This is a genomic window from Phenylobacterium sp. GW821-FHT12F10 (assembly GCF_058806695.1).
The window spans coordinates 1642464-1668552 of record NZ_JBXAPY010000001.1 but is presented as its reverse complement, the minus strand read 5'-3'; the positions used below and the strand labels follow the sequence as shown (position 1 = coordinate 1668552).

The 26089-nt window shown below is 70.5% G+C and carries 25 protein-coding genes; 10 read left to right on the top strand and 15 right to left on the bottom strand.

Annotation, left to right across the window (positions count from 1 at the left end; translation table 11 throughout):
- Positions 1–5 precede the first annotated feature (5 nt).
- Genes AC1RN5_RS08355 through AC1RN5_RS08345 form a run of 3 tightly spaced genes read left to right on the top strand, consistent with a single transcriptional unit; the run spans position 6 to position 2205 of the window.
- On the top strand, positions 6–782 hold the full coding sequence (locus AC1RN5_RS08355) for a TatD family hydrolase (protein WP_493040740.1): 777 nt from the start codon (positions 6–8) through the stop codon (positions 780–782).
- Positions 779–1603 carry an MBL fold metallo-hydrolase gene (locus AC1RN5_RS08350; RefSeq protein ID WP_493040739.1) on the top strand — a complete coding sequence of 275 codons (825 nt, stop codon included), beginning with the start codon at positions 779–781 and terminating at the stop codon, positions 1601–1603. Before AC1RN5_RS08355 ends, AC1RN5_RS08350 begins: the two co-directional genes overlap by 4 nt.
- Positions 1603–2205 carry a formyltransferase family protein gene (locus AC1RN5_RS08345; RefSeq protein ID WP_493040738.1) on the top strand — a complete coding sequence of 201 codons (603 nt, stop codon included), beginning with the start codon at positions 1603–1605 and terminating at the stop codon, positions 2203–2205. Before AC1RN5_RS08350 ends, AC1RN5_RS08345 begins: the two co-directional genes overlap by 1 nt.
- Here the strand turns inward: AC1RN5_RS08345 and AC1RN5_RS08340 are convergent.
- The 10 genes from AC1RN5_RS08340 to mobA form a co-directional block, all read right to left on the bottom strand.
- The gene (locus tag AC1RN5_RS08340; RefSeq protein WP_493040737.1) at positions 2202–3566 is read right to left on the bottom strand and encodes a flavin-containing monooxygenase; all 1365 of its coding nucleotides are present in this window, start codon (positions 3564–3566) and stop codon (positions 2202–2204) included. The genes AC1RN5_RS08345 and AC1RN5_RS08340 overlap by 4 nt on opposite strands.
- A 167-nt stretch (positions 3567–3733) precedes the next feature.
- Complete coding sequence (locus AC1RN5_RS08335; protein ID WP_493040736.1) at positions 3734–4339, bottom strand: LbetaH domain-containing protein; 606 nt, start codon at positions 4337–4339, stop codon at positions 3734–3736.
- A 14-nt stretch (positions 4340–4353) separates the two neighbouring features.
- Positions 4354–5121, bottom strand: a complete 768-nt coding sequence (gene cobA / locus AC1RN5_RS08330; RefSeq protein WP_493040735.1) for a uroporphyrinogen-III C-methyltransferase — start codon at positions 5119–5121, stop codon at positions 4354–4356.
- 13 nt (positions 5122–5134) lie between these two features.
- Complete coding sequence (locus tag AC1RN5_RS08325) at positions 5135–7810, bottom strand: nitrate reductase (protein ID WP_493040734.1); 2676 nt, start codon at positions 7808–7810, stop codon at positions 5135–5137.
- A gap of 2 nt (positions 7811–7812) precedes the next feature.
- Entirely contained in the window at positions 7813–8154 is a 342-nt protein-coding gene (locus tag AC1RN5_RS08320) for a nitrite reductase (NAD(P)H) small subunit (protein WP_304696921.1), read from the bottom strand.
- Complete coding sequence (gene nirB, locus AC1RN5_RS08315; protein ID WP_493040733.1) at positions 8151–10619, bottom strand: nitrite reductase large subunit NirB; 2469 nt, start codon at positions 10617–10619, stop codon at positions 8151–8153. The genes AC1RN5_RS08320 and nirB overlap by 4 nt, the downstream gene beginning before the upstream one ends.
- A 5-nt stretch (positions 10620–10624) precedes the next feature.
- Positions 10625–11848, bottom strand: a complete 1224-nt coding sequence (locus AC1RN5_RS08310; protein WP_493040732.1) for a nitrate/nitrite transporter — start codon at positions 11846–11848, stop codon at positions 10625–10627.
- Positions 11849–12061: 213 nt separating this feature from the next.
- Positions 12062–13123 (bottom strand): CmpA/NrtA family ABC transporter substrate-binding protein, encoded by a 1062-nt coding sequence (locus tag AC1RN5_RS08305; protein WP_493040731.1) that lies wholly within the window; start codon positions 13121–13123, stop codon positions 12062–12064.
- Entirely contained in the window at positions 13120–13698 is a 579-nt protein-coding gene (locus AC1RN5_RS08300) for an ANTAR domain-containing response regulator (RefSeq protein WP_493040730.1), read from the bottom strand. The genes AC1RN5_RS08305 and AC1RN5_RS08300 overlap by 4 nt, the downstream gene beginning before the upstream one ends.
- A 111-nt stretch (positions 13699–13809) precedes the next feature.
- Entirely contained in the window at positions 13810–14367 is a 558-nt protein-coding gene (gene mobA / locus AC1RN5_RS08295; RefSeq protein WP_493040729.1) for a molybdenum cofactor guanylyltransferase, read from the bottom strand.
- Positions 14368–14453: 86 nt separating this feature from the next.
- Here mobA and AC1RN5_RS08290 point away from each other — a divergent pair, with 86 nt between their 5' ends.
- The 6 genes from AC1RN5_RS08290 (at position 14454) to AC1RN5_RS08265 (ending at position 20422) form a co-directional block, all read left to right on the top strand.
- Positions 14454–15140 (top strand): ABC transporter ATP-binding protein, encoded by a 687-nt coding sequence (locus AC1RN5_RS08290; RefSeq protein ID WP_493040728.1) that lies wholly within the window; start codon positions 14454–14456, stop codon positions 15138–15140.
- Positions 15130–17706: an FtsX-like permease family protein gene (locus AC1RN5_RS08285; protein ID WP_493040727.1), complete on the top strand. Its 2577-nt coding sequence runs from the start codon at positions 15130–15132 to the stop codon at positions 17704–17706. Before AC1RN5_RS08290 ends, AC1RN5_RS08285 begins: the two co-directional genes overlap by 11 nt.
- On the top strand, positions 17706–18791 hold the full coding sequence (locus AC1RN5_RS08280) for a lipocalin-like domain-containing protein (protein WP_493040726.1): 1086 nt from the start codon (positions 17706–17708) through the stop codon (positions 18789–18791). The genes AC1RN5_RS08285 and AC1RN5_RS08280 overlap by 1 nt, the downstream gene beginning before the upstream one ends.
- A gap of 235 nt (positions 18792–19026) precedes the next feature.
- Complete coding sequence (locus tag AC1RN5_RS08275; RefSeq protein ID WP_304696930.1) at positions 19027–19236, top strand: cold-shock protein; 210 nt, start codon at positions 19027–19029, stop codon at positions 19234–19236.
- Positions 19237–19469: 233 nt separating this feature from the next.
- The gene (locus tag AC1RN5_RS08270) at positions 19470–19829 is read left to right on the top strand and encodes a hypothetical protein (RefSeq protein WP_421931446.1); all 360 of its coding nucleotides are present in this window, start codon (positions 19470–19472) and stop codon (positions 19827–19829) included.
- A gap of 95 nt (positions 19830–19924) precedes the next feature.
- Positions 19925–20422: a hypothetical protein gene (locus AC1RN5_RS08265; protein WP_493040725.1), complete on the top strand. Its 498-nt coding sequence runs from the start codon at positions 19925–19927 to the stop codon at positions 20420–20422.
- Here AC1RN5_RS08265 and AC1RN5_RS08260 read toward each other — a convergent pair.
- Complete coding sequence (locus tag AC1RN5_RS08260) at positions 20407–22221, bottom strand: methyl-accepting chemotaxis protein (RefSeq protein ID WP_493040724.1); 1815 nt, start codon at positions 22219–22221, stop codon at positions 20407–20409. The genes AC1RN5_RS08265 and AC1RN5_RS08260 overlap by 16 nt on opposite strands.
- Before the next feature lie 209 nt (positions 22222–22430).
- Between AC1RN5_RS08260 and mazG the strand changes: the two genes are divergently transcribed.
- Positions 22431–23231 (top strand): nucleoside triphosphate pyrophosphohydrolase, encoded by an 801-nt coding sequence (mazG, locus tag AC1RN5_RS08255; RefSeq protein ID WP_493040723.1) that lies wholly within the window; start codon positions 22431–22433, stop codon positions 23229–23231.
- Here mazG and AC1RN5_RS08250 read toward each other — a convergent pair.
- The 4 genes from AC1RN5_RS08250 to AC1RN5_RS08235 all read right to left on the bottom strand — a co-directional run bounded on the left by AC1RN5_RS08250 (position 23228) and on the right by AC1RN5_RS08235 (position 26072).
- Positions 23228–23473, bottom strand: coding sequence for a hypothetical protein (locus AC1RN5_RS08250; RefSeq protein WP_493040722.1), 246 nt, complete (start codon positions 23471–23473; stop codon positions 23228–23230). The two genes, mazG and AC1RN5_RS08250, sit on opposite strands and share 4 nt — an antisense overlap.
- Positions 23474–23546: 73 nt before the next feature.
- Positions 23547–24860 carry a GTPase HflX gene (gene hflX, locus AC1RN5_RS08245; protein ID WP_493040721.1) on the bottom strand — a complete coding sequence of 438 codons (1314 nt, stop codon included), beginning with the start codon at positions 24858–24860 and terminating at the stop codon, positions 23547–23549.
- Positions 24857–25105 carry an RNA chaperone Hfq gene (gene hfq / locus AC1RN5_RS08240; protein ID WP_421931452.1) on the bottom strand — a complete coding sequence of 83 codons (249 nt, stop codon included), beginning with the start codon at positions 25103–25105 and terminating at the stop codon, positions 24857–24859. Before hfq ends, hflX begins: the two co-directional genes overlap by 4 nt.
- A gap of 103 nt (positions 25106–25208) precedes the next feature.
- On the bottom strand, positions 25209–26072 hold the full coding sequence (locus AC1RN5_RS08235) for a D-amino-acid transaminase (RefSeq protein ID WP_493040720.1): 864 nt from the start codon (positions 26070–26072) through the stop codon (positions 25209–25211).
- Positions 26073–26089 lie beyond the last annotated feature (17 nt).

The window sequence follows — 26089 nt, the reverse complement described above, 5'->3', positions numbered from 1 at the left end:
CCGTCATGCTGATCGATAGTCACGTCAACCTGCACGCCCCGCAATTCGACGAGGACCGCGAGGCGGTGATCGCCCGGGCCCGGGCCGCCGGCGTCGGGCTGATGGTCAACATCTGCGACAAGATCCCGAACTTCCCCGCGGTCCGGGCCCTGGCCGACCAGCCCGACATCTGGTGCACGGTGGGCGCCCATCCCCACGAGGCCAAGGATCATACCGACCTGACGGCCCGGGCTCTGATCGACTTCGCCGCCGATCCGCGGGTGGTGGGGATTGGCGAGACGGGACTGGATTTCCACTACGACCTCAGCCCCCGCGACCTCCAGGCGGCCGTCTTCCGGCAGCATATCGTCGCCGCGCGCGAGACCGGCCTGCCGCTGGTGGTCCACACCCGCGAGGCCGATCAGGTGATGGGGGACATGCTGGAGGAGGAGCACGCCAAGGGGGCCTTCCGCATCCTGATGCACTGCTACACCTCAGGCGCGGAGCTCGCGGCCCGGGCCGCGGCCCTGGGCGCCTGGTTCTCGGTCTCCGGCATCGCCACCTTCAAGGCGGCCGAGGACGTGCGGTCCGTGGTGCGCGACATGCCGGCCGACCGGATCATCGTGGAGACCGACTGCCCCTATCTGGCGCCGGTTCCCCATCGCGGACGCCGCAACGAGCCGGCCTATCTGCCCGATGTCCTGGTCAAGCTGGCGGAGATCCGCGGCTGGTCGCGGGACGAGGCCGAGGCGAGGACCGAGGCCGCCTTCTTCGCTCTGTTCGACCGGATTCCCCACCCGTGAGCGGCGTGCTGGAGTTCACCATCCTGGGCTGCGGCTCCTCCGGCGGCGTGCCGCGGGCCGACGGCGACTGGGGCGCCTGCGATCCCGCCAATCCGAAGAACCGCCGCCGCCGCTGCTCCCTGCTGGTGCGCCGTCCAGGGGAGGATCCTGAGAGCTCCACCACGGTGATCGTCGACACCTCGCCCGACCTGGTGGGCCAGACCTCCGACGCCGGTGCGCGGCGGCTGGACGCCGTGCTGCTGACCCATGACCACGCCGACCAGATCCACGGCATCGACGACATCCGCGCCTTCGCCATTGGCCAGAGGACGCGGATTCCCTGCCACAGCGACGCGGCCACAGCCCTCTCGGCCCGCCGCCGGTTCGGCTACATCTTCGAGGGGGAGGGGGGCTATCCCCCCATCGCCGACCTGCGGCCGATCCCGCCGCACGGCGAACCCTGGCACGTGGACGGCCCCTCGGGCGTGATCCCCGTGGTCACCTTCGATCAGGACCATGGCCTGGTCCGCTCGGTGGGCTACCGGTTCGGCGGCGTGGCCTATTCCAGCGACGTGGTGGACCTGGACGACGCGGCCTTCGAGGCCCTGAGCGACCTCGACGTCTGGATCGTCGACGCCCTGCGCTGGCGGCCGCACCCGACCCACGCCCACGTCGAGCGCACCCTGCACTGGATCGAGCGCCTGCGGCCCCGCCGCGCCATCCTCACCAACATGCATATCGACCTGGACTACGAAGACCTCAAGGCGCAGCTGCCCGATGGGGTCGAGCCGGCCTATGACGGCCTGCGGTTCGAACATGAAGTGGGCGGCAGGTTCCTTTGATGATACCGCCTCTTAAGCTGGGTTTTCTCGCCTCCCGCAATGGCTCCTCCATGCGGGCCGTGGTGGCGGCGATCGCGGCGGGGGCCCTGCCTGCCGAGGCGCGGCTGGTGGTGAGCAACAACCGCAAGTCCGCGGCCCTCGCGTTCGCCCAGGCCCACGGGATCGAGAGCCTCTGCCTGCCGACGGAGAAGGATCCCGAGGCCGCCGACCTCGCCCTGCGCGACGCCATGGCCGCCGCCGGGGTCGAGCTGATCGTGCTGTCGGGCTATCTGCGCAAGCTGGGACCGGCGACCCTGGCCCGTTTCCGAAACCGCATCCTCAACATCCACCCCGGCCGCCTCCCCGAGTTCGGCGGAGAGGGGATGTATGGCCGCCGCGTGCATGAGGCGGTGATCGCCGCCGGCGTCCCGGCCAGCGGCGTCACCATCCATCTGGTGGACGAGGAATACGACCGCGGCCCGATCCTGGCGCGCCGAGACCTGGCCCTGAACCCGGGGGAGACCGTCGACAGCCTGGAGGCCCGGATCACCGCCCTGGAGCCGCTGTTCTTCGTCGAGACCCTGCAGGCCATCGCCGCCGGGGATCTGGCCCTGCCGGACTAAGCGGGCGTCAGGCCTGCGCGGGCCGGAACGGGAAGGGGGTTTCCCGCCGCCCGGGCGCGCTTCTCGCCGCGGGCGATCTCCTTGTGCAGGTCGTCGACATAGGTCCCGAAATCGACCTGAATCGTGTGGCGCTTGGACTGGTAGTACTGGCCCAGATGGGTCTGCTCGTCCTTGGCGATGACCTTCTCCATCTCGGCGGGCGAGGGCGGCAGGTAGCGGCCGGCCAGAAAGGCCGCGGCCAGCTTGGTCTGCTGCTCGGCGAAATTCACCAGGGTCGGCAGGGGCTGGGCGAGGGCCATGTAGAACAGGTTCGGCACGCCGGGCTTCATCATCCGCTTGAACAGGGGCAGGCGGTGATCGGCGTCCGGGACCAGCTCCGGATCGTCGAAGAACGGGAAGCGCATGTCATAGCCGGTGGCGAAGACGATCGCGTCGACGTCTTCCACGCTGTCGTCGGCGAAGCGGACGCGCCTGCCCTCCAGGGCCTTGATGGCCGGCTTGAACTTGATGTCGCCGCAGCCGGCGCGGGTGAGGAACTCGCCGCTCACCGACGGATGGGCCTCCAGGGGTTCATGGTCGGGCTTGGGAAGGCCATAATCCTCCATGTTTCCAAGGGTTTTCTTGATCACCCTGCGGGCCATGGCCAGGCCCAGCTTGCGGGGCATCCAGGACGGCATGGCCGACTTGTCCGCCGGCTTGCCGTTCATGTATTTCGGCAGCACCCAGACGCCCCGGCGGGCCGAGACCCAGAGGTTCTTGGCGATCGGGCGCTGGGCGAGCTCCGAGGCGATGTCCATGGCGGAGTTGCCCATGCCCACCACCACCACGTTCTTGCCGCGCATGTCGACCGGATCGAAGGGGTCGGAATAGGCGTGGCTGTGGAAGGCCGGGCCGTCGAACTCGCCCGGATATTCCGGGACGCGTGGGCTCCAGTGGTGGCCATTGCAGACGAAGAGGACGTCGTAGGTTCTTGTTTCCCCAGTGGAAAGCGTCACCGACCAGAGTCCGTCGGGCGTGCGGCGGGCCTTTTCGACACCCGTGTTGAAGGTGATGGTTTCGCGCAGACCGAAGTGTTCGACATAGTCCTTGAAGTACTGCAGCAGCTGGGCGTGGTGCGGGAAATCGGGCCAGTCGGCCGGGACCGGGAAATCCTCGAAGGCCAGGCGCCATTTCGAGGTGTCGATGTGCAGGCTCTCGTAACAGGCCGACATGCCGTTCGGATTCTTGAAGTACCAGTTGCCACCGATATCGTCGGAGACCTCGAAGCAGTCGTAGGGAATCCCGAAATCCTTCAACCGCTTGGCGGTCGTGAATCCGGAACAACCGGCGCCGATGATGCAGGCCTTGGGCAATTGGCTCACGGCGGAACTCCTGGTCTTCTGTGCGGCTGGGAAGCCTAGGCAGCGGGCCTGGGGCCGTCAAAGGTCACCCAACGGCATGCCGCAACGCCATCTTTCAATTTCCGATAATATTCCTTAGGCGAATAATGGATATGGCGGTCCATGGCTCCCCTGGGCCACGCGGTCCCTCAGCGCGGATACTGGTCCACCAGGGACAGCCTGGGCACGCGGGCGTTCCGGGCGATCACCGCGCCGGGCGCGATCACCGCATTGGCGCCGACCCGCGCGCCGTCCCCCAGCAGCGCGCCGAACTTGTCGACGCCGGTCTCGAACACCTGGCCCGCCACGGCGATCCGGATGGCCTTGTCCTCCAGCTCGTTGCGGTAGTTGGCGACGATGGCGCCGGCCTCGATGTTGACCCCGGCCCCCAGGATGGAGTCGCCGACGAAGTTCAGGTGCGCCAGCTTGGCGCCCTTGAACATCAAGCTGGTCTTCAGCTCCGCGCCCGGCCCCACGATGCAGTCCTCGTCCAGGAAGGTCCCGCCGCGCAAATAGGCGCCGGCGGCCACGAAGCAGCGCGGACCGATGATGGCTGGGCCCTTGACGACCGCGCCGGCCTCGACGGTGGCCGAGGCGTGGATCGCCACCTCGCCGTTAACCACATAGGGAGCCGCCAGGCCGGCGATGGCCGCGGCGACGTGGGCCTCCGCCGCCTGGGTCACCGTCCAGGGCGCGCCGGTCAAGCGCCCGAAGGGCGAGGTCCGCCAGCGGTCGACATAGGCGGCGATGTCCATGCGGGCTCCAGGACTCAGGCGGTGCGTCGCTCCAAGCTTGAGCCGTCCAGGACCAGCGTGTCGAGGGCGCCTTCGGCCAGGGCGGCCACCTCCCCCACCACGATCAGCATCGGCCCGCCATGGACTGGCGCGCACAGGCCCCCGAGGCCGTCCAGCCGGCCGCTGGCGAGGCGCGCCTGCGGGCCGCCGGCGCTCTCCACCGCCAGGACCGGGGTCGATGGCGCGCGACCGGCGGCGATCAGGGCCTCGCTCAGGGCCTGGGCCGCGCCGCCGCCCATATAGATGGCCAGCGTCGCCTCCGGATCGGCGGCGGCGCGCCAGTCCACGGCCAGCGTGCCGGCCTCGAGCCTGGCGGTCGTGAACACCACGCGGCGCGCCTGGCCACGATGGGTCAGGGGGAATCCGAACTGGGCCGCCGCGGCGCAGGCGGCGGTGACGCCGGGGACGATCTGGACCGGCACGCCGTGGCCCTGCAGGAAGGCGCGCTCCTCCCCCACTCGGCCGAAGATCGACGGGTCGCCGCCCTTGAGCCGCACCACGCGCAGGCCCCGGCGGGCCAGGCGCAGCATCAAGCGGTTGATGGTCTCCTGCTTCATGCTGGTTCGTCCGGCGCGCTTGCCGGTCTGGATGCGCAGGCAGCCCTGGGGCGCCAGGTCGAGGATCTCCTCCCCCACCAGGGCGTCATAGAGCAGGGCCTGGGCGCTCTCCACGGCGCGCAGGGCGCGGACCGTCATCAGGTCGACGGGGCCCGGACCCGCGCCCACCAGCAGAACCTCTCCCATGTCATATCCCATGTCATGCGGCATCCTGGGTCTCCCGAACGGGGGTGAAGGCGGCGAGGCGGCGGGCGATCTCCGGCCGGCAGGACCCGCAATTGGTCCCGGCCCCGGTGGCCGCGCCGACGGCCTCGACGGTGGCGGCGCCCGCCTGGGCGGCCTGGTCGATGGCGCGGGCGGCGACCTTGAGGCAGGCGCAGACCATCGGGCCCTTGTCGATCACGGGACCGGGGGGACGGCCGAACAGCAGGGTGGCGCGGGCCTCCGGCGGCAGGATCGCGGGCTCGAACAGCTCCGCCAGCCAGTCGCGGGGCGGCAGGGCGCCGCCGGTAGCGATGAACAGCACCCGCTCCAGGCGACCCTCGGCGATCCAAGCCTCGCGGCGCGCGCCGGTGGCGGGGTCGCCGTAGGTCAGCAGTTCGCCGGCAGGTTCGCCCAGGGCGCGGCGAAGGAGCTCGCGCTCCTCCTCGTCACCGCGGCCGGCGAACTCGTGCAGGGTGCAGGCGGTCTGCGGGATGCGCCGCCAGATGAGGTCGGCGCCTTCGGGGGCCGCGAAGGCCTGGCGGGAGATCAGGAAGCCCTTCCAGGTCTCGCGATAGGCCCGCACGCGGGCCGGCGTGTGCTTGAACTCCGGCTGGCCGGAGGTGGGGTCGATATTGGGGGCGATCAGGGCATTGGAGCGGCCGGACGGGGCGTAGGCGTCCGTCCAGTGCATGGGCATGAAGACTCCGCCCCGCCGCTGGCGGTCGGTGAGGCGGGCGATGGCCACGGCCTCGCCGCGCGCCGTCTGGATGCGGGTCAGCGCCCCCTGCCCCACGCCGACGGCGGCGGCGTCCTCGGGGTGGATCTCGAGGAAGGGCTCGGGCGCATGGCGCCACAGGTCGGGCGCCAGGCCGGTGCGGGTCAGGGTGTGCCACTGGTCGCGGATTCGGCCGGTGTTGAGGGAGAGCGGATAGGCCGGATCACAGGCTGTCGCCGGCCCGCTGGGCTGGACCGGGATCATGTTGGCCCGCGCGTCGGGGGTCTGGAAGCGCCCGTCGGTGAACAGGCGCGGCGTTCCCGAACCATCGTGGGCGACCGGCCACTGGACCGGCCGCAGAGTCTCGTAAGTGTCCGGGGTCAGGCTGATGAGCCCCGAGAGATTGAGAAGGCGGCCGGTGTTCTCGAAGGCGGTGAGGCGCGCCCATTCGCGGAACACGCTGGCCTGGCTGGTCCAGGAGAAGGCGTCGCCGAACCCCATCGCCCCGGCGACGCCGGCGATGATCCGCCAGTCGGCGCGCGCCTGGCCGGGCGGCGGGAACAGGGCGCGCTGACGGGAGATGCGGCGTTCGGAATTGGTGACCGTGCCGTCCTTCTCGCCCCAGGCCAGGGCTGGCAGCTTCACATGGGCGAAGGCCATGGTGTCGGTGTCGGCCATGCAGTCGGAGATCGCCACGAAGGGGCACTCAGCCAGGGCCTCGCGCACGCGGGTGGCGTCGGGCATGCTGACCGCCGGGTTGGTGGCCATGATCCAGATCGCCTTGATGCGCCCGTCACGCACCGCCTCGAACATGTCGACGGCCTTGAGACCCGGCTTGGCGGCGGTTTCGGGCGCGCCCCAGAAGCGGGCCACGCGGGCGACGTCGGCGGGGGCGAAGTCCATGTGGCCGGCGAGCGTATTGGCCATGCCGCCGGTCTCGCGCCCGCCCATGGCGTTGGGCTGGCCGGTGATGGAGAAGGGGCAGGCGCCGGGCTTGCCGATCCGCCCCGTCGCCAGGTGGGCGTTGAGGATGGCCAGGCCCTTGGCGACCCCCTGGGCCGACTGGTTGGCGCCCATGGAGAACAGGCTGACGGTCTTCTGGGTCTGCGCGAACATCCGGAAGAAGGATTCCAGGTCGCCGAGCGCCAGGCCGCAATCGGCGGCCACGGCGCCGGGCGACTGGTCAGCCTCGGAGAGCGCCGCCTCCACGGCGGAAAAGCCGTTCACATGCTCGGCGATATAGGCCCGGTCGATCGCGCCACGGCGGATCAGGTCGGCCAGCAGCCCGTTCCACAGCCGCACGTCCGTCTGCGGCGCCAGGGCCAGGTGCAGGTCGGCCACCTCGGCGGTGTCGGTGCGGCGAGGGTCGATGACGACATGCCGCTGTCCCCTGCCCCGCGCGGCCTCCATGCGCCGGAACAGCACCGGATGGGTCCAGGCGGCGTTGTGGCCGCTGAACACCACCAGGTCGGCGAGATCCAGATCCTCATAGCAGCCGGGCACCAGGTCGGCCCCGAAGGCCTGCTTGTGGGCCGCCACCGCCGAGGCCATGCAAAGCCTAGAATTGGTGTCGATATTGCCTGAGCCGATGAAGCCCTTCATCAGCTTGTTGGCGGCGTAATAGTCCTCGGTCAGCAGCTGGCCGGAGACATAGAAGGCCACGGAGTCCGGGCCGTGCCGGGCGATGGTCTGGCTAAAGCGCCGCGCCACCAGGGCCGTGGCCTCGCTCCAGCTGGCCTCGCGCTCGCCGATCATCGGGGTGAGCAGCCGGCCCTCCAGGCCCACCGTGGCCCCCAGGGCCGAGCCCTTGGAACAGAGACGTCCCGCGTTGGCCGGGTGGCGCAGGTCGCCGCTCACCGCCAGGCTCCGGCCCTCGGCGCGCGCCTCGACGCCGCACCCGACCCCGCAATAGGGGCAGGTGGTGGCGGTCGCCGGGGTCAGGGCGCCGTCGGCCACGGCTAGATCCTGTCGAGGCGCAGCAGCAGGCGGCCGTCGCGCACCTCCAGGGGCACGACCGGCGCGCAGCCGCCGCCCTTGTCGGCGCCGACCCCCTCCCCGGTCGCCAGGTCGATGACCCGGCCGTGCAGGGGGCAGGTCACCGACTGACCGTGGACGATGCCCTGGCTCAGCGGGCCGCCCTTGTGCGGGCAGGCGTCCATCAGGGCGAAGACCGCGCCGTCGCCGGTGCGGAAGATGGCGACGTCGCCCCGGGGACTGGGCAGGCGGCGCGCCCCGCGACGGGGAATGTCGGTGACGGCGCCGACATCGATCCAGACGGGTTCTCTGACGATGGCGTTCATGCGGGTTCGAACTCCAGGCGGCGGCTGAGGGGGGTGAACTCATCGGTGTGCCGGCCCGCCACCCGTTCGGCCCAGGGGTCCATGCGAGCGAAGCGCTGCGAATAGGCGAAGCGGTCGTAGAGCGCCCGGCGGTCGTCCGGATCGGCCAGGGCCGCCTTGATGGCGTCCAGGCCGACACGGTCCATCCACTTGTAGATGCGCTCCAGGTACCAGCCTTGCTCCCGATAGAGCTGGACCAGGGCGCAGATGGTCCAGACGGCCTCGTCCTCGGTGGCGACCTTGGTGAGGATCTCCGTGCCGCGGATGTGCAGGCCTGCCGCGCCGCCGACATGGATTTCGAAGCCGGAGTCGACGCAGACCACCCCGACGTCCTTGCAGGTGGCCTCGGCGCAGTTGCGGGGGCAGCCGGAGACCGCCAGCTTGACCTTGGCCGGGGTCCAGGACCCCCACATGAACTTCTCCAGCCGGATGCCCAGGCCTGTGGAATCCTGGGTCCCGAACCGGCACCAGTCGGAACCGACGCAGGTCTTCACCGTGCGCAGGCCCTTGGCGTAGGCGTGGCCGGAGACCATGCCCGCGGCGTTGAGGTCGGCCCAGACGGCCGGCAGGTCGTCCTTCTTGACCCCCAGCAGATCGATCCTCTGGCCGCCGGTGACCTTGACCGCGGGGATCGAGAACTTGTCGGCGACGTCAGCGATGGCGCGGAGTTCGGCCGGCGAGGTCATGCCGCCCCACATGCGCGGCACGACGGAATAGGTGCCGTCCTTCTGGATGTTGGCGTGGACCCGTTCGTTGATGAACCGCGACTGCTTGTCGTCCTGATAGGCTCCCGGCCAGGCGCAGAGCAGGTAGTAGTTCAGCGCCGGGCGGCACGAGGCGCAGCCATCGGGGGTGCTCCATTCCAGGGCCTGGTGGATGGCCGGCATCGACTTGAGCTCACCCTCGAGGATGGCCCGGCGCACCACGTCGTGGGTGTGGCCCGTGCACTTGCACATCGGGGCCGGGCCGGTCTGGACCTGGAAGCCGTCGCCCAGGGTCAGCTTCAGCAGCTTCTCCACCAGCGGCGTGCAGGATCCGCAGGAGGCTGAGGCCTTGGTGACCGCGCGGACCGCGTCGAGAGTCGAGAGCCCCTGCCCCGTGATGGCGCCGGTGATCTGGCCCTTGCACACGCCGTTGCAGCCGCAGACCTCCTGGTCGTCGGACATGGCCGCAACGGCCGAACTAGGGTCCAGGCCCGACAGGCCCTCCGTGATGGCCTGACCGAAGATCAGGGTCTCGCGGATGCCGGTGACATCGGCGCCTTGGCGCATCAGGTCGAAGTACCAGCCGCCGTCCGTGGCGTCGCCGAACAGGACGGCCCCGGCGACCTTGCCGTTCTCCAGCACCACCCGCTTGTAGACTCCACGCCCGGCGTCGCGGAACACGATGTCCTCGCAGGCCTCGCCGCCGGCGAAAGCGCCGGCCGAGAAGACGTCCACGCCGGAGACCTTCAGCCGGGTCGAGAGCATGGAGCCGCCATAGGCGCTGGCCTCATCGCCGGTCAGGGCGGCGGCCAGGGTCCTGCACATGTCCCAGATGGGGGCCACCAGGCCATAGGCGACGCCCCGGTGTTCGGCGCATTCCCCCACCGCATAGATGTCGGGATCGTCGGTGCGCATCTGGTCGTCGACCACCACGCCGCGGCCCACCGCCAGGCCCGCCGCCTTGGCGAGCGTCGTATTGGGTCGGATGCCCACGGCCATCACCAGGATCGAGCAGGGCAGGATCCGGCCGTCGGCGAGCTTCAGGCCGCTGACCTTGCCGTCCTCGCCCAGAATCGCCTCGGACTGGGCCGAGAGCACGGTCTCCACCCCGCGCTGGGCCAGGGCCTCGGTGAGCAGGAAGCCCGCGGCGCTGTCGAGCTGGCGCTCCATCAGCACGTCCATCAGGTGGACGACGGTGGCCTTCATGCCGCGCTTGGCCAGGCCGTAGGCGGCCTCCAGGCCCAGCAGACCGCCGCCGATCACCACGGCCGCGCCACCGGCGTCGGCGGCGGCCACCATCTGGTCGACGTCGTCGAGGTCGCGGAAGGTGACCACGCCCTTCAGGTCGGCGCCCGGCAGCGGCAGACGCACCGGGTCCGAACCGCTGGCGAGGATCAGGCGGTCATAGGGAACGACGAGGCCGCCCTCGGCCGTGACGGTCTTCGTCGCCCGGTCGACGCCGGTGACGGTCCGTCCGGCGTGCAGGGTGATGGCGTTGTCGCGGTACCAGGCCTCGTCATTGATGACGATGTCCTCGAAGGCCTTCTCCCCGGCCAGGACCGGCGAGAGCATGATGCGGTTGTAGTTCACCCGCGGCTCGGCCCCGAGGATGGTGATCTCGTAGCGGTCGGGGTCGCGCTTGAGGATATCTTCCACCACCCGGCAGCCGGCCATGCCGTTGCCGATGACGACGAGTCGTTGCTTGGACGCTTGCATGGTCATGCCCCTCAGACCCGGACCGGCATGGAGTCGGCGGGCGCCAGGGTCGGCCAGACCGCGCGCCAGTGGTTCTTCAGGCTCGTCAGGGCCACCAGGGCGAAGAGCGCCAGGGCCGCGAAGCCCAGGAAACCCAGCTGGTAGGAGCCGGTGAGCTTCTTGGCCAGGCCAAGGGTCGAGGCGAGATAGAAGCCGCCGATCCCGCCGGTCATGCCGATGAACCCGGTCATCACCCCGATCTCCTTGCGGAACCGCTGGGGGGCGAGCTGGAAGACCGCGCCGTTGCCGGCGCCGAGGGCGGCCATGCTCAGGAGCAGCACCGCCAGGGCCATCCAGGCGCTGGGCATCTGGAAGCTGGCGGTCGCCAGGCCAACAGCGGCGAGACCCAGCACCACGATCAAGGTCCGGACCCCGCCGAAGCGGTCGGCCAGGGCCCCGCCGACGGGACGCACGAAGGACCCGGCGAAGACGCAGCCCGCGGTGAAGAAGCCGGCGATCACCGGGTCGAGGCCATATTCGGAGTTGAAGTAGATGGTCAGGGAGGACGACAGGCCCACGAAGCCGCCGAAGGTGACGCTGTAGAGCAGCATCAGCCACCAGGCGTCGGGAACCTTGAGCACCTCAAGGTACTCGCCAAGCCGCTTGGGCGCCGGTTGCTCCGGGGCGTCCTTGGCGAACAGCAGGTAGACCACGAAGGCCACCAGCAGCGGCAGCATGGCCAGGCCGATGACATTGGTCCAGCCGAAGGACTTGGCCAGCAGGGGCGCGAACAGGGCGGCCAGGGCGGTGCCCGAATTACCGGCCCCGGCGATGCCAAGCGCCAACCCCTGGTGTTCCTGGGGGTACCAGCGCGAGGCCAGCGGAAGGGCCACGGCGAAGGAGGCGCCGGCGACGCCCAGCAGGACGCCCAGGGCCAGGACCTGGTGATAGTTATGGACCCCCAGCAGCCAGGCGGTGGCCAGGCCGGTGAGGACGACGGCCTGCCCGATGAGGCCGGTACGCTTGGGGCCGATGCGGTCGACCATGACCCCAGCCACTAGGCGCAGCAGGGCGCCCGACAGCACCGGCACGGCGACCATCAGACCCTTCTGGGCGGGATCGAGGTGGAATTCCTTGGCGATCGCCACCCCGAGCGGGCCCAGGAGCACCCAGACCATGAAGCTGAAGTCGAAATAGAGGAAGGCGGCGAACAGAGTCGGCGTGTGGCCCGACTTGAGGAAGGAGCGGCTCAACATGGACAAACCTCGGGTGAACGAGAGCGGCGACGGCGCCGTTGGGGTGACCGCATCCGAGCGGTCTTCTCGATCAGCCGCGAACCTCGTTGTCCGTGGGCCTGGGCTCATGACGCACTGCAACATGGCCGCTGTCAGGCGTGGCGAGGGGGTCGCGGGGAAGTTCGCCCTGCCCGCTCAATTTCAAGGCGCCCCAAAAAGGCGCCTGGTGAAAAACTAGGCGGACGCCGCGACCTTGCCGTCGAACAATGGTCCAGGCGCCGGCAAGATCGGCGTCCCGAGTCCGGTGTCCCGTAACGCCTCCAGCGCCAGGTCCGGCCGATAGACCGCCGTGGCCAGGCTGGCGGCGTCCACTTCCGGGCCGATCTGGTTCCACCGGCGCATCTGGTCCAGGAACCAGCGGGCGTGCTCCAGGCGCGGCACGCTGGCGCCGTCGCGGTGGAAAACGAGTTCGTCGGCGATGGCGGGCGCGATGGCGTCGGCGTCGGCGCCCACATGTTCAGGGCGGCCCAGCAGGTCGGCGAGATCGCGGTGATTCTCCGGGGCGTCGCACCAGGCCTGGGCCCGGACCAGGGCGCGCAGCAGGGCCTGGAGTTGTTGCGGCTCGCGCCGGGCGAATTCCGCCGTCACCCCCAGCACCTTGTCGGGGCCGGCGGGCCAGAACTGCGAGGTGCGCAGCACCACCCGCCCCAGGCCGCCGCGGCTGGCCACCGTGTTCCAGGGCGCGCCGACACAGATGCCGTCCACCTGGCCGGTGCGCAGTTGCTCCACCATGCGCGGCGGCGGCACCACCACCAGGCGGACGTCCCGGTCAGGATCGACGCCGGCCGAGGCCAGCCAGTAGCGCAGGGCGTACATGTGCATCGAGAAGGGGAAGACGACGGCGAAGGTGAGCGGCGGCTCACCGGCGGCGCGGCGCTGGGCGATGAAGCCGGCCAGGGCCGCCGCGGTCTCCTGCGGCGTCTCGGCGCCGGTGGGCAGGGCGTGGATCAGGCGGTTGGAGAGGGTGACGCCGGCCCCGTTCACCGCCAGGGCCAGGGGCGCCAGCATGGGCGCGGCCGGCTCACCGATGCCGGCGGTGGCGGCCAGGGCCATGGGCGCCAGCATGTGCGCGCCGTCGAGGGCGCCCACCGCCACCTTGTCGCGGATGGTGGCCCAGGAGGCCTCCCGGCTGAGGGCGACGTCCAGGCCCTCGGCGGCGAACAGGCCCCGGTCCTGGGCCACGATCAGCGGCGCGCAATCGGTCAGGGGGATGAACCCCAGGGTCAGGGCGGTCACGAAGCGTCTCCCTTCAGCACGCCCGCGAAGGCCAGCAGGTCGGCGGCCACCGCGCCGATCGGGCGACCCTTGTCCATGGCGAGCTTGCGCAGCAGCTTGTAGGCGCCGTCCTCGTCCAGGCCGCGCTCCTTCATCAGCAGGCCCTTGGCGCGGTCCACCACCTTGCGCGACTCCAGATTGGCCTTGGCCTTGGCCAGGTCGCCGCGGAGTTGCTGCATCAGGGAAAAGCGGGTCATGGCCACTTCCAGGATCGAGCGCACCCGCCCCGGCGCCAGACCATCGACGATATAGGCCGCCACCCCAGCGCGGATCGCCTGCTCGGCCAGGCCGGGCTCGGACCGGTCGGCGAACATCACCACGGGGCGGGGATTGGTCTCGCCCGCCTCGCGCAGGCTCTCCAGGATATCGCGGTCGGCGCTGTCGCAGGCGATGACGATGATGTCGGGGGAGAATCCGGCCAGGGCCTCGGCGTCGAAGACCGCCGCCTGCCGGACCTCCAGGGGATCGACGCCCTGCAGGCCCTCGGCCACCAGCGCGGCGCGGGCTGGATCGGGATCAATGACGAGGACGCGCATGGGCCGCTTCTAGCTGGGGGTGGGCGGCGGCAAGCCTTAGCCTGTGTCGACGGGGCATGACACGCGCAAGTCGCCTATTTTATGGGCGCTCATCGCCTATGGTTTAGGCGTTCAACCCAGTCCCGCGGCCTTCAACAGCCGCGCGCGCTCCGCCGGCGTGTTGGCGCCGCGGATTCGGTCGGCGGCGTCGGCGGCCACGGCGAGTTGGGCCAGGGCCGCGCGTTCGACAAGCCGCCGCAGCGGCCAGTCCTGGCCGATGTCGGCGGGGACCGCGGCGGGATCGATGGCCATGGGCACCGGGAAGCCCGCGAAGGCCGCCCCGGGCCCGGGGGCGGCCAGAAGCTGCGCCAGGTCCTCGGCGGTCAAGGTCGGGGCGTCCACCGCGAGGACCAGGATCCGCTCCAGCCCCTCGCCCAGCAGGGCCAGCCCGGCCAGGACGCCGGCCACCGGGCCGCTGAAGGGCGCGGGGTCCGGGGCGCGGGGCAGGCCGAAGTCCCCCTCCCCGGCCGTCACGATCCGGACCGCGCCCGCGCTGCGCGCCAGGGCCACGACCCGGTCGATGGCGCGGACACGGCCCCACGGCTGAAGCGCCTTGTCGGTTCCCATCCGGCGCGAGGCGCCCCCGGTCAGGATGATCGCGCCGAGGCGAGAGGGAGCGGTGTCCGACATCGCCTTAGTGTCGCGTCGCGCGAGATAGCGTCAAGTCGCCAGAAAGGCCGCGCGCGCCCCGCCCGGCTCGGGATAGTTTGCGCGCCATGAGTGCTTCGTCCCCGGTCCTGTCCCTGACCGCCCTGCGCAAGTCGGTCCCCGGCGGCCGCATCCTGTTCGAGGGGCTGGACCTCCAGGTCGCCCCCGGCGAGATCGTCGCCATCATGGGCGAGTCCGGCGTGGGCAAGTCGACCCTGCTCAACCTGATCGCCGGCCTGGACCAGGCCGACAGCGGCCAGGTGGCCATAGACGGGACGGCGCTGCAAAGCCTCGACGACGACGGCCGCACACGCCTGCGGCGCGACCGGATCGGCTTCGTCTTCCAGGCCTTCCACATCCTGCCCCACCTGACCCTGGCCCAGAACGTCGCCCTGCCTCTGGTTCTGCAGTCCGTGGAGGCCGGAGAGGCGACCCGGCGGGCGACCGCGCTCCTGGACGCCATCGGCCTGACCGGACGCGCCAACGATCGTCCCGCCCAGCTCTCCGGCGGCGAACTGCAGCGGGTGGCTCTGGCCCGTGCGCTGGTCCACCGCCCCGCCCTGGTCCTGGCCGACGAGCCGACCGGCAATCTCGACCCCGAGACCGCCGCGCGCATCCTCGACCTCTTCGTCGCCCAGGTGCGCAGCTTTGGCGCGGCGGCCATCCTGGTCACCCATTCCGAGCGGGCCGCGGCGGTGGCCGACCGGGGCCTGACCCTGACCCGCGAGGGTCTGGTCGCGCGCCATGACGGCTGAACGCCGGCCCCTCAGCCGCACGGCCCTGGCCTGGATGATGGTGGGGGAGTGGCGCGCCCATCCCGGCCGCGTGGTCACGGCCGCGCTCGCCATCGCCATCGGGGTGGCCCTGGGCTTCGCGGTCCACCTGATCAACGGCTCGGCCCAGAACGAACTGGCCCAGGCGGTGCGGACCGTCAACGCCGACGCCGACCTTCAGGTCCACGCCACGACCCCCCTGGGTTTCGACGAGGGTCTCTATCCCATCCTGGCCCGGGCGCCGGGGATCGCCGCGGCCAGTCCGGTCGTGGAACTGCACGCCCGCTTCGGCGCGGGGCCCTCGCAGTCCCTTGAGGCCGGTGGCCTGACCCTGCTGGGGATCGACCCCCTGCGGGCCGCCGCCGTCACCCCGACCCTGCTGGGCCGCGGCGCGGTCCAGGCGGCCGAAGGCGCGAGCGGTTTCGTGCCCGAGGGCGTCTTCGATCCCCGCGCCATCGCCCTGTCGCCGGCCGCCCTGGCCGCGAGCGGGCGCAAGGTGGGTGAGACCGTCACCCTCACCGCGGCGGGCCGGACGGTGACCTTCGGCGTGGCCGGGGTCCTGTCCCAGGCGTCCTCCGAGCAGCAGATCGCGGTGATCGACATCGCCGCGGCCCAGTGGCTGTTCGGTAGCCTCGGTCGCCTGCAGCGTATCGACCTGAAATTCGCCCCCGGCGCTGACCCCCAGACGGTGCAGGCCGCCCTGCGCGCGCGCCTGCCGGCCGACGCCCAGATCGTCACCGCCCAGTCCGAGGCCCGTCGCGGCGACAACCTCACCAAGGCCTATCGGGTCAATCTGGAGATGTTGGCCCTGATGGCCCTGCTGACGGGAGGATTCCTGGTCTATTCGGCCCAGTCGCTGTCGGTGGCCCGCCGCCGTCCGCAATTCGCCCTGCTGCGGGTCCTGGGCCTGGAGCGCCGCGGCCTGCTGGCCCAGGTCTTCGTCGAGGGGGCCCTGGTGGGCGGGGTCGGAGCCGTGCTCGGCCTGGCCCTCGGCCTTGGGGTGGCGGTCGGCACGCTGAAATTCCTCGGAGGCGACCTGGGCGGGGGCTATTTCCGCGGGACGACGCCGGATTTGGTGATCACCCCCCTGCCCGCCCTGATCTTCTTCATGCTTGGCCTGGCCGCGGCCCTGATCGGCAGCCTGCTGCCGGCGATGGAGGCGGCCCGCGCCCAGCCGGGCATAGCGCTGAAGGACATCGGCGACCGCAACGATCCCGACGCCCGGCCCGCGGCCTGGTGGGGTGTCGGCCTGCTGGCGGCCGGGACCCTGGCGGCCTTCCTGCCGGCGATCGGCGGCCTGCCCCTGTTCGGCTATCTCTCCATCGGCCTGATGTTGGCCGGCGGCGTGGCGGCCATGCCGTGGCTTGCGCGCGTGTTGCTCTCGCCCCTGCGTGGTCCGGCGCGGCGGGTCCTGGTCCTCGACCTGGCGATCCAGCGGCTCTGGGGCGCGCCGGCCCAGGCCGCCGTGGCCCTGTGCGGCATCGTGGCCAGCACCAGCCTGATGGTGGCCATGGCGGTGATGGTGGCCAGCCTGCGCGGCTCGGTGGATGACTGGCTCAACGACATCCTGCCCTCGGACCTGCTGTTCCGGGTGGAGAGCGGCGGCTTCGATCCGGATCTGCGGGCCAAGCTCGCCGCCGCGCCGGGGGTGGAGACGGCCCTGTTCCAGAAGACCCTGCCGGTGCGCCTGTCTCCGGACATGCCGCCCCTGATCCTGCTGGTGCGACCGGTGGATCGGCGGCGGCCCGCAGACAAGCTGCCGATGATCGGCGCCGTGGCCCAGGCGCCGGCGGGGGTGACGCCGGTCTGGCTCTCCGAACCCGCCGCCCGGCTCTATGGCCGCAAGGTCGGCGACCGCATGGTCCTGCCGCTTGGGGGGGGAAGCTCCAAGGTCTTCGTGGGGGGCATCTGGCGCGACTACGCTCGCCAGGCCGGCGCCATCGCCATGGACGGCGCCGACTACACCCGGCTGACCGGGGACGACCTGCGCACCGAGGCCTCCCTCGACCTCTCGCCCGGTGTCACCCCGGCCCAGGCGACCGGGACCCTGCGCGCCCTGCTGCCCCCGCCGCTCGCCGCCCAGGTGCAGTTCTTCGAGACCCGGCAGATGCGGGCGCTCGCCCTGCGGCTGTTCGATTCCAGCTTCGCCTTGACCTACGCCCTGGAGGCCATCGCCATCCTTGTCGGCCTGGCCGGGGTGGCGGCCACCTTCTCGGCCCAGACCCTGGCGCGCACCAAGGAGTTCGGCATGCTGCGCCACGTCGGCGTCCTGCGCCGCCAGGTGATGGCCATGCTGGCGGCCGAGGGCGCGCTGCTGGGAGCGGTAGGGGTGATCGCCGGCCTGGGTCTCGGCCTGGCCATGAGCCAGGTGCTGATCCACGTGGTCAATCCGCAGTCCTTCCACTGGACGATGGAGACCCGCTTGCCGCTTGGCCTGTTCGCAAGCCTCGCGGTCGCCCTGGTGGCGGCCGGCGCCGGCACGGCGGTCCTGGCCGGGCGCCGCGCCCTGTCGGGCGATGCTGTGCGCGCCGTGCGGGAGGACTGGTGATGGCCCGACGTCTCAGGCAAGCGGGCCTTGCCCTGCTGGCGGCCCTGCTCGTGGCCGCGGCGCCGGACGCCCCGGTGATGCCGGTGTTCCCGCCCGTCCGTCCCGACCAGGCGCTGCGCTTCCCGGCCGACCACGGCGCCCATCCCGACTACCGGACCGAGTGGTGGTACGTCACCGGCTGGCTGAAGACCCAGGATGGCCGCGACCTGGGGTTCCAGGTCACCTTCTTCCGCAGCCGCCTGTCGGTGGACCAGCGCAATCCCAGCGCCTTCGCGCCCAAGCAGATCCTCTTCGCCCATGCCGGTCTGTCGGACCCCAAGCTCGGCCGGCTGCTGCACGACGGGCGGATGGCGCGGGCGGGATTGGGCCTGGCGCAGGCCAAGGTCGGCGACGCCGACATCGTCATCGACGACTGGCGGCTGGGGCGGGGGTCGGACAATCGCTTCCAGGCCCGGGCCAAGGCCGACGACTTCACCCTGGACCTCGCCTTCACCCCCAGCCAGCCGGTCCTGCTGCAGGGCGACCGCGGGTTCAGCCGCAAGGGGCCCCTGCCCTCCCAGGCCAGCCACTATTACAGCCTGCCGCACCTGAGGGTGTCGGGCAGCGTCATCCAGGGCGGCAAGCGGGTGAAGGTGACCGGCGAGGCCTGGCTCGACCACGAATGGTCCTCCACCCTGCTGGACCCCACGGCGGTGGGCTGGGACTGGGTGGGGCTCAACCTCGACGACGGCGGCGCCCTGACCGCGTTCCGGGTCCGCGACGCCGCGGGCGAGACGGTTTGGGCCGGGGGCTCCCTGCGGTCCGCAGGCGGAGCGACGGCGCATCTGGGGCCTGGGGACGTCAGCTTCACCACGGAGCGAGTCTGGCGATCGCCGCGCACCGGCGGCCGCTATCCCGTGCAGCGGGAGCTGGTGGTGCGAACGCCGGCCGGCGAGCGGCGCTGGCGGCTGACCCCGCTGTTCGACGACCAGGAGCTGGACAGCCGCCGAACCGGCGGCCCCGTCTACTGGGAGGGCGCGGTTCGAGCGCCCGGCGCCCGGGGTTATCTCGAGCTCACCGGCTATGTTTCGCCGCTGAAGATGTGAGGATTGAGACCGCGCGACGCAGAATTTCGCGCCGACGCTTGGCCATCGCGCCAATGAATCCTTGCCAATCTCACCTATTCATGGGATACGCGCCCCATCGAATTTCGATTTGGCGCGGCTAGCGATTTCGGCCCACCCCGGTGGAGCCCCGAAGTTACCCTCCTTACCATCATGAACTTTGATTCTGCGGCGGCGCTTTGCCAGCCGAATACACTATTGCTAGGACTAAACGACTATGGCTACCGGAACTGTTAAGTGGTTCAACGCCCAAAAGGGCTTCGGCTTCATCGAGCCTGAAAATGGCGGCGGCGACGTGTTCGTCCACATTTCGGCCGTTGAACGTTCGACCCTCGGCTCGATCCATGAGGGTCAAAAGCTGAGCTACGAGCTCGAGCGTGACCAGCGCAGCGGCAAGATGTCCGCCGGGCAACTCACTGCGGCTTAAGACCGACCGAGCGTCCGCCTGAGCGGAGCTCTGAACGTCAGACGGGCTGGCCTCGCGCCGGCCCGTTTTCTTTTGTCTGTCGGTTCTACGACAAAGACCCCCCGGCGGGCCGGGTTCGTGCTATGTTGCAGCTCGCTCCGCGCAGGAGCCCTGCCGGCGACTCGCCCACCCCGCCGACCTGCCCGAACCGCGTCCCGCGCCTTGTGGGGCCCATCGGGGAAGAAAGGCGAACTATGATCAAGTCCTACAAGGTCTCACCGGTGAACACCCGCGGACCTACCATCGACGATCTTCGTGACGCTGTCGCGAAGGGCGAGGCCGACGGCGTTTCGCGCGAAACCATGGCCCTGCGCCTGACCTTCCGAGACGAGTCCCTCATCAAGCGCAGCCCCGATGTCGGCCTGGACGAGGTTTCCTTCGTCGATGGCCAGATGCGCTTCGTGGGCGTGCGCGTCATCGTGGGCAACATCCCGGTCAGCGTGCTGGATCTCGATCCTCAGCCCGAGCCCGAGCCGGTGGCTCCGCCCGTGAAGGTCAAGAAGACCCGCGCCAAGGCCAAGCCGAAGGTCGCCGCGGCGGCCACCGCCGCCTGAGCACGGCTCCGCCACAGTAAGGCCACGCTTGCGGGCCTTCATGGCGGGGGGGCGGCCTGACCCGCCCCGGATATGCGCCTGACCCGGAGCCCGCCATGCGCCTGCTCATCGCCACCGCCATCACCGTCCTGACCGCGGGATCGGCCGCCGCCGCCCCATTCGCCACCGTGGCCAGCGTCGACGTCCAGATCGGGCCTGAGCTTCACAAGAAAGCCGTCGAGGATCTCGGCGAGAAGGACGTTCAGCGCCTGGCCGCGGAACTGCGCCGCGATGTCCAGCGCGAGCTGGAACGCACCGGCGTGCTGGCCGGCGGCCGCATGGAGCTGGTGCTCACCGACGTGAAGCCGAACCGGCCCACCCTGCGCCAGCTCGGCAAGAAGCCCGGACTCTCCTATGAGAGCTTCGGAATCGGCGGCGCCACCGTGGATGGCCAAGCCATCTCCGTGGAGGGTGAGGTCACGCCCATCCACTTCCAATGGTATGAGAGCGACATCCGCGAAGCCTGGCGCAAGCCGACCTGGGCCGACGCCAACTACGCCTTCGACCGTTTCGCCTACCGCTATGGCCGCGGCGAGACCTACGCCGCCCGCTGAACCGCGCTCGCCGGCGAGTGACCGGCGCCGAAGCGCGCCACCATCCCGTTCAACGCCTCGGCCTGGTCGGCCAGCGCGTGACTGGCGCGGGTGGTCTCCTCCACCATGGTCGCGTTGTGGTGGGTCGTGCGATCCATCTCGGTCACCGCCAGATTGACCTGGGCCAGGCCCGTGGCCTGCTCGCGGATCGAGGCCGCCATCTCCAGGGCCAGGTCGTTGATCTGAGCCACCTTACCGGTGATCGCCGACAGGGCCTCGCCGGCGCTGTTGACCAGACCCACGCCGGTCTCCACCTCGCCGGTCGAGATGGCGATCAGGCCCTTGATCTCCTTTGCCGCCTCGGCCGAGCGCTGGGCCAGGCCCCTCACCTCCTGGGCCACCACGGCGAATCCCTTGCCGGAGTCCCCGGCGCGGGCCGCCTCGACCCCCGCGTTCAGGGCCAGGAGGTTGGTCTGGAAGGCGATCTCGTCGATCACCCCCACGATCTGGGCGATCTCCCGGGAGGATCGCTCGATGCGCTCCATGGCTCCGACCGCCTCACCGACGATGGCCCCGGAACGCTCGGCCACCTCGTTGGCCTCGGCCACCACCTGGCGAGTCTGTTCAGCGCCCTCGGCCGTCTGGCGGACGGTGGCGGTGATCTGCTCCAGGGCCGCGGCGGTCTCCTCCAGGGAGGACGCCTGCTGATCGGTGCGCTGCGAGAGATCGTCGGCCGCCTGGGAGATGCTGGCCGCGCTGGTGCGCACCTGGGTCGTGGCGCCGGCGATGACCCCCAGGGTCCGGGCGAGTTCGAGAATGGCGGTGTTGAAATTCCCCCGCAGCGCCTCGTATTCGCTGGGGAATTCCTCCGGCAGGCGGCAGTCGAGATCGCCGACGGCGAGCCGTTCCAGACCGCCCGCCAGGGCCACCATCACCCCCTCGCGGGAGAGGCTGGCGGCCTCGCGTTCGGCGGCGTTCTGGTCGCGCGCCTGATCGGCCCGCGCGCGTTCCTGGACCTCACGGGCCTCCAGCGCCTCCCGCTCCATGGCCGCGGCGCGGAACACCTCCACAGCCCGGGCCATCTCGCCCACCTCGTCGCCCCGGGCCTTGAAGGGGGTCTCCTGCTCATGCTCGCCGGCGGCCAGCCGGCTCATCACCCGCGTCATGCGCACCAGCGGGCCCACCAGTCCGGCTCGAATCGCCCAGAGCCCGGCCGCCAGGGCCGCGGCGGCGAACAGGGCCAGGCTGGAGGCCAAGGTCAGTAGCACGGTCCGCTGACGCGCGGCCTGCCCCTCGACGGCCGCGTTCATCGCATTGCTGGCGACCACCATGCGGTCGACCACCAGCCGGTGGGCGGCGTAGGAAGCGGCGATCTCGTCGAGGGACGCCTGAGCGCCGGCCTTGTCGCCCCGCTCCAGGGCTGGAATGTAGTCGTCCTCCACCTGCCGCCAGAACCTCTGCACCTGGGCGTGGGAGGTCTCCACCATCTCGCGCTTGAGGTTCACGGGCAGGCGCGCGGCCAGCCAGTAGGCGTGGCGGTCGTCATAGTCCTTGTGCAGTTGCTTCAGGCGCGCCTTCGACTGGGCCACGCCCGCGGGATTGTCGATGGCCAGGCGCGCCTCCAGATAGGCCTCGATCACATATTCCGGCGGCGGCAGGATGTCGGCCACCAGGTCCTTGCCCAGGATGATGCGCTCATAGAGCGGCCCGCCGACCCGAAGCTGCTGGATGGCGTAGAAGCTCGCCCCGACGCTGGCGAGCATGGCGGCGAACACCAGCGCGCCAATCAGGCCAATGGCCCTGGATATTCGGAGGCGCATGACGCCCTCCCCCATTCCGCCGACTCTAGAGGTCGTGCGGCGAGCCTGGGGCGGACTTGGTTAACGGCGCCCTTACACGTCCTGGTGGTGCGGCGCGATGCCTGCCCGCCCGCCCAAAACGACCTTGCCTCGGCCATCGCCGCACGGTCAGATCACCGCCGCGCCACAGGGACCTCCGCTGTCGGACCGCGACCTAGCCGAGGATCTCCATGCGCGATACCGACCTGCGCCCGATCGACCGCCTGCTGGGCATCATGGCCCGCCTGCGGGACCCGGATGGCGGCTGCGAGTGGGACCTGGAGCAGACCTTCGCCACCATCGCCCCCTATACGGTGGAGGAGGCCTATGAGGTGGCCGACGCCATCGAACGCAACGACCTGACCGACCTGCGGGACGAGCTGGGGGACCTGCTGCTGCAGGTGGTCTTCCACGCCCGCATGGCGCAGGAACAGGACGCCTTTTCCTTCGACGACGTGGCCACCGCAATCTCCGAGAAGATGATCCGCCGCCATCCCCACGTCTTCGGCCAGGAGGCCCAGCGCAGCAGCGCCGAGCAGACCCGCGCCTGGGAGGTGATCAAGGCCCAGGAGCGCGCCGGCAAGGGCCGCGACGAGAGCCTGCTGGACGACGTCCCCGTCGGGCTGCCCGGCCTGACCCGGGCGGTGAAGCTGTCGCGCCGTGCGGCCGGCGTGGGCTTCGTCTGGCCCACGGTGGATCATGTGCTGGAGAAGCTGGACGAGGAGGTCGCGGAGCTCAGGGCCGAAATCGCCGCGGGCGACCTGGCCAAGGCGCGCGACGAGCTGGGGGATGTGCTCTTCGTCGTGGCCAATATCGCCCGCACCCTGGAGATCGACCCCGAGGACGCCGTCCGCGCCACCAACGCCAAGTTCGCCCGCCGTTTTCGCTTCATCGAGGCGGCGCTGAAGGCGCGGGGCAAGACCCCTGACCAGTCGGACCTGGCCGAGATGGACGCCCTATGGGACGCGGCGAAGGCGGCCGAAAGGCTCTAGGCCCCGGCGATCATCAACAGCGCCCAGAGGGCGGGGCTCCACAGCAGGGGCCAGACTGCGCCGTCGGCGCGCCGATGGAAGGCGATCCAGGCCAGGGCCGGGAAGACCAGCAGGGCCAGCGGCAGGGAGTTTCCGGCCGCCGCCACGATGGCCTCGCGGTGATCGGCCATCTCCAAGCTGGGCGTGCGGGCGAGCGCCACCCAGCCGGCGACGAGGGCCAGCAGGGCTTCGAGCCCGCTCATCAGGATCAGCTCTCGCGGCGCCCGCCGCCGGCCAGGCTGAATCGGGATGTAGTCCAAGGGCCGGCTCCGGGGTTCAGGCCCGCAGGTGGGCCTGCGGGAAGAGTTGTTCGAACTGTCCCAGGGCTTGGGCGCTGAGTTTGACAGCAAGGCGCGTGCCACCGTCGTCCTCGGTCGTCCGTTCCAGAACCCGGCCGTGGCGATAGAGCCAGGCGACCGCCGCCCCCTGGCTGGGCGGGGCCACGATCTCCACCGCCGGCGCCTCGTCCACCATCTCGGCGACCATGGCCAGCAGCTCGTCGCAGCCCTCGCCGGTGACGGCGGAGACCGGAACCGCCGGGGGATGGGCCCGGCGGGCGTCGCCGATCAGCCGCTCGCGGGCCTCGGGCTCCACCAGATCGATCTTGTTCCAGACCTCGATCAGGCGGCGCTCCTCCATGTCCACGCCAAGGCGTGAGAGCACGGTGCGGACGTCCTGGGCCTGGGCGTCGGTCTCCTCGCTGGAGATGTCGCGCACGTGCAGGATGACGTCAGCCTCCTTCACCTCCTCCAGGGTGGCGCGGAAGGCTTCCACCAGTTCGTGGGGCAACTCGGAGATGAAGCCGACGGTGTCCGACAGGATGGCGGGTCGCCCGTCGGGCAGGTCCAGCATCCGGATGGTGGGATCGAGGGTGGCGAACAGCATATCCTCGGCCACCACCTCAGCCTTGGTCAGTCGGTTGAACAGGGTCGACTTGCCGGCGTTGGTGTAGCCCACGAGGGCCACGGCCGGGTACGGATGCCGCTGACGGGCGCCCCGCTGCAGGTCCCTGGTGCGACGGACCTCCAGCAGGTCCTTCTTCAGCTTGACGATCTTGTCGGCGATCAGCCGGCGGTCGGTCTCGATCTGGGTTTCCCCAGGCCCGCCCATCACCCCGGCCCCGCCGCGCTGACGTTCCAGGTGGGTCCAGGTGCGGACCAGACGCGACTTCTCGTAGGACAGGCGGGCGAGCTCCACCTGCAGGCGGCCCTCGCGGGTCCGCGCCCGGCGGGCGAAGATCTCCAGGATCAGGCCGGTCCGGTCGATGACCTTGACCTTCCAGGTCTTCTCCAGGTTCCGCTGCTGGACTGGGCTCAGGGCGTCGTCGATCACCGCGACGTCGGCCTCGGCGTCCTCCAGAAGCTTGCCGATCTCCTCCACCTTGCCCTTGCCGAACAGGGTCGCGGGCACGCGTTTGCGCAACGGCGCGACGAAGGCGTCGTGGATCTCCAGGTCCAGGGCCTGGGCCAGGCCGACGGCCTCCTCCAGTCGCCCTTCGGCGGTCCGGGACGTGCCCCGCTCATCACGCGCGGGGTGGATGACGATGGCCTGCTGGGCAGGCGCCTCGCGATCTATGGATTTTGAACTCAATCGACCTCGTCTTCCGCCGGCTCATACAGCTGCACGGGCTGGGCCGGCATGATGGTCGAGATGGCGTGCTTGTAGACCAGTTGCGACTGGCCATCGCGGCGGAGAAGCACGCAGAAATTGTCGAACCAGCTCACCACACCCTGCAGCTTGACGCCGTTCACCAGGAAGATGGTCAGCGGCGTCTTCGACTTGCGCACGCTGTTCAGGAACGTGTCCTGCAGGTTTTGTTTCTTTTCGTTCGACATGGCTTTTCGCCCTTTGTTTTGGATCGGCGTCCGCAAACCGGTCGCCACACACAAGTTGGACGCTAGACCGCTCTCTGTGACCGGCGCAATCGCCCCGTTGGCCTCAGATCGCAGTTGCTCGCGCACGCTCGATATAGAGGCTCCGGAGCTTCATCGCCACTGGACCGACGGTTCCATCGCCCACGGGCGCCCCGTCGACGGCCACCACGGGCAGGACCAAGGCCCCCGCGCCGGTGATGAAGGCCTCCTTGGCCGCCTTGGCCTCGTCGGGGGTGAAGGGGCGTTCGTCGACCTTCATCCCCTGCTCCCTAAGGATGTCCAGCAGGCTGTAGCGGGTGACGCCGCGCAGGATATTGGCATTGGTGGCGCGGGTGCGGACGGTCCCGTCGGCGTCGATGATCCAGGCGTTGGAGGACGCACCCTCGGTCACCAGACCCATCTCGTCGACGAACCAGGCCTCAGCCGCGCCGCGCTCCTTGGCCGCCTGCTTGGCCATGGCGTTGGGCAGCAGGCCCACGGTCTTTATGTCGCACCGCCCCCAGCGGTTCTCCGGCAGGGTGATCACCGAGACACCCTTGGCCGCCTTGGCCTCGGTGGCCGCCCGATCCACCGCCTTCACCGTGACCACGATGCTGGGCGGGGTGTCGGGATGGGGGAAGGCATGGTCGCGCGGCGCCACGCCGCGGCCGACCTGCAGATAGACCAAGCCTTCGCGGACCCGGTTCTGGCGCACCGTCTCCTTCAGGACCATGGTCAGCGCCCGGCGGCTCATGGGCATCGCGATCTTCAACTCGCCCAGGCTGCGCTCCAGGCGGGCAAAGTGCCCCTCCGGATCGGCCAGCTTGCCGTCGAACAGCGACCAGACCTCATAGACCGCGTCGGCCAGCTGATAGCCCCGGTCCTCGATGTGGACCACGGCGTCGGCATGGCGTGAGAAGCGCCCGTTCACATAGGCGATGCGGCCCATCCTATTTCGCTCCCTTC

What these genes read in the sequence shown, in the direction of transcription:
- nirB (WP_493040733.1), bottom strand. Translation starts at nt 10,619, where the DNA reads ATGACCATGCAAGCGTCCAAGCAACGACTCGTCGTCATCGGCAACGGC.
- mobA (WP_493040729.1), bottom strand. Translation starts at nt 14,367, where the DNA reads ATGTCGGACACCGCTCCCTCTCGCCTCGGCGCGATCATCCTGACCGGG.
- AC1RN5_RS08320 (WP_304696921.1), bottom strand. Translation starts at nt 8,154, where the DNA reads ATGAACGCCATCGTCAGAGAACCCGTCTGGATCGATGTCGGCGCCGTC.
- AC1RN5_RS08250 (WP_493040722.1), bottom strand. Translation starts at nt 23,473, where the DNA reads ATGAGCGGGCTCGAAGCCCTGCTGGCCCTCGTCGCCGGCTGGGTGGCG.
- AC1RN5_RS08355 (WP_493040740.1), top strand. Translation starts at nt 6, where the DNA reads ATGCTGATCGATAGTCACGTCAACCTGCACGCCCCGCAATTCGACGAG.
- mazG (WP_493040723.1), top strand. Translation starts at nt 22,431, where the DNA reads ATGCGCGATACCGACCTGCGCCCGATCGACCGCCTGCTGGGCATCATG.
- AC1RN5_RS08275 (WP_304696930.1), top strand. Translation starts at nt 19,027, where the DNA reads ATGGCTACCGGAACTGTTAAGTGGTTCAACGCCCAAAAGGGCTTCGGC.
- AC1RN5_RS08285 (WP_493040727.1), top strand. Translation starts at nt 15,130, where the DNA reads ATGACGGCTGAACGCCGGCCCCTCAGCCGCACGGCCCTGGCCTGGATG.
- cobA (WP_493040735.1), bottom strand. Translation starts at nt 5,121, where the DNA reads ATGGGAGAGGTTCTGCTGGTGGGCGCGGGTCCGGGCCCCGTCGACCTG.
- AC1RN5_RS08310 (WP_493040732.1), bottom strand. Translation starts at nt 11,848, where the DNA reads ATGTTGAGCCGCTCCTTCCTCAAGTCGGGCCACACGCCGACTCTGTTC.
- AC1RN5_RS08235 (WP_493040720.1), bottom strand. Translation starts at nt 26,072, where the DNA reads ATGGGCCGCATCGCCTATGTGAACGGGCGCTTCTCACGCCATGCCGAC.
- hfq (WP_421931452.1), bottom strand. Translation starts at nt 25,105, where the DNA reads ATGTCGAACGAAAAGAAACAAAACCTGCAGGACACGTTCCTGAACAGC.
- AC1RN5_RS08345 (WP_493040738.1), top strand. Translation starts at nt 1,603, where the DNA reads ATGATACCGCCTCTTAAGCTGGGTTTTCTCGCCTCCCGCAATGGCTCC.
- AC1RN5_RS08290 (WP_493040728.1), top strand. Translation starts at nt 14,454, where the DNA reads ATGAGTGCTTCGTCCCCGGTCCTGTCCCTGACCGCCCTGCGCAAGTCG.
- AC1RN5_RS08265 (WP_493040725.1), top strand. Translation starts at nt 19,925, where the DNA reads ATGCGCCTGCTCATCGCCACCGCCATCACCGTCCTGACCGCGGGATCG.
- AC1RN5_RS08300 (WP_493040730.1), bottom strand. Translation starts at nt 13,698, where the DNA reads ATGCGCGTCCTCGTCATTGATCCCGATCCAGCCCGCGCCGCGCTGGTG.
- AC1RN5_RS08260 (WP_493040724.1), bottom strand. Translation starts at nt 22,221, where the DNA reads ATGCGCCTCCGAATATCCAGGGCCATTGGCCTGATTGGCGCGCTGGTG.
- AC1RN5_RS08280 (WP_493040726.1), top strand. Translation starts at nt 17,706, where the DNA reads ATGGCCCGACGTCTCAGGCAAGCGGGCCTTGCCCTGCTGGCGGCCCTG.
- AC1RN5_RS08335 (WP_493040736.1), bottom strand. Translation starts at nt 4,339, where the DNA reads ATGGACATCGCCGCCTATGTCGACCGCTGGCGGACCTCGCCCTTCGGG.
- AC1RN5_RS08270 (WP_421931446.1), top strand. Translation starts at nt 19,470, where the DNA reads ATGATCAAGTCCTACAAGGTCTCACCGGTGAACACCCGCGGACCTACC.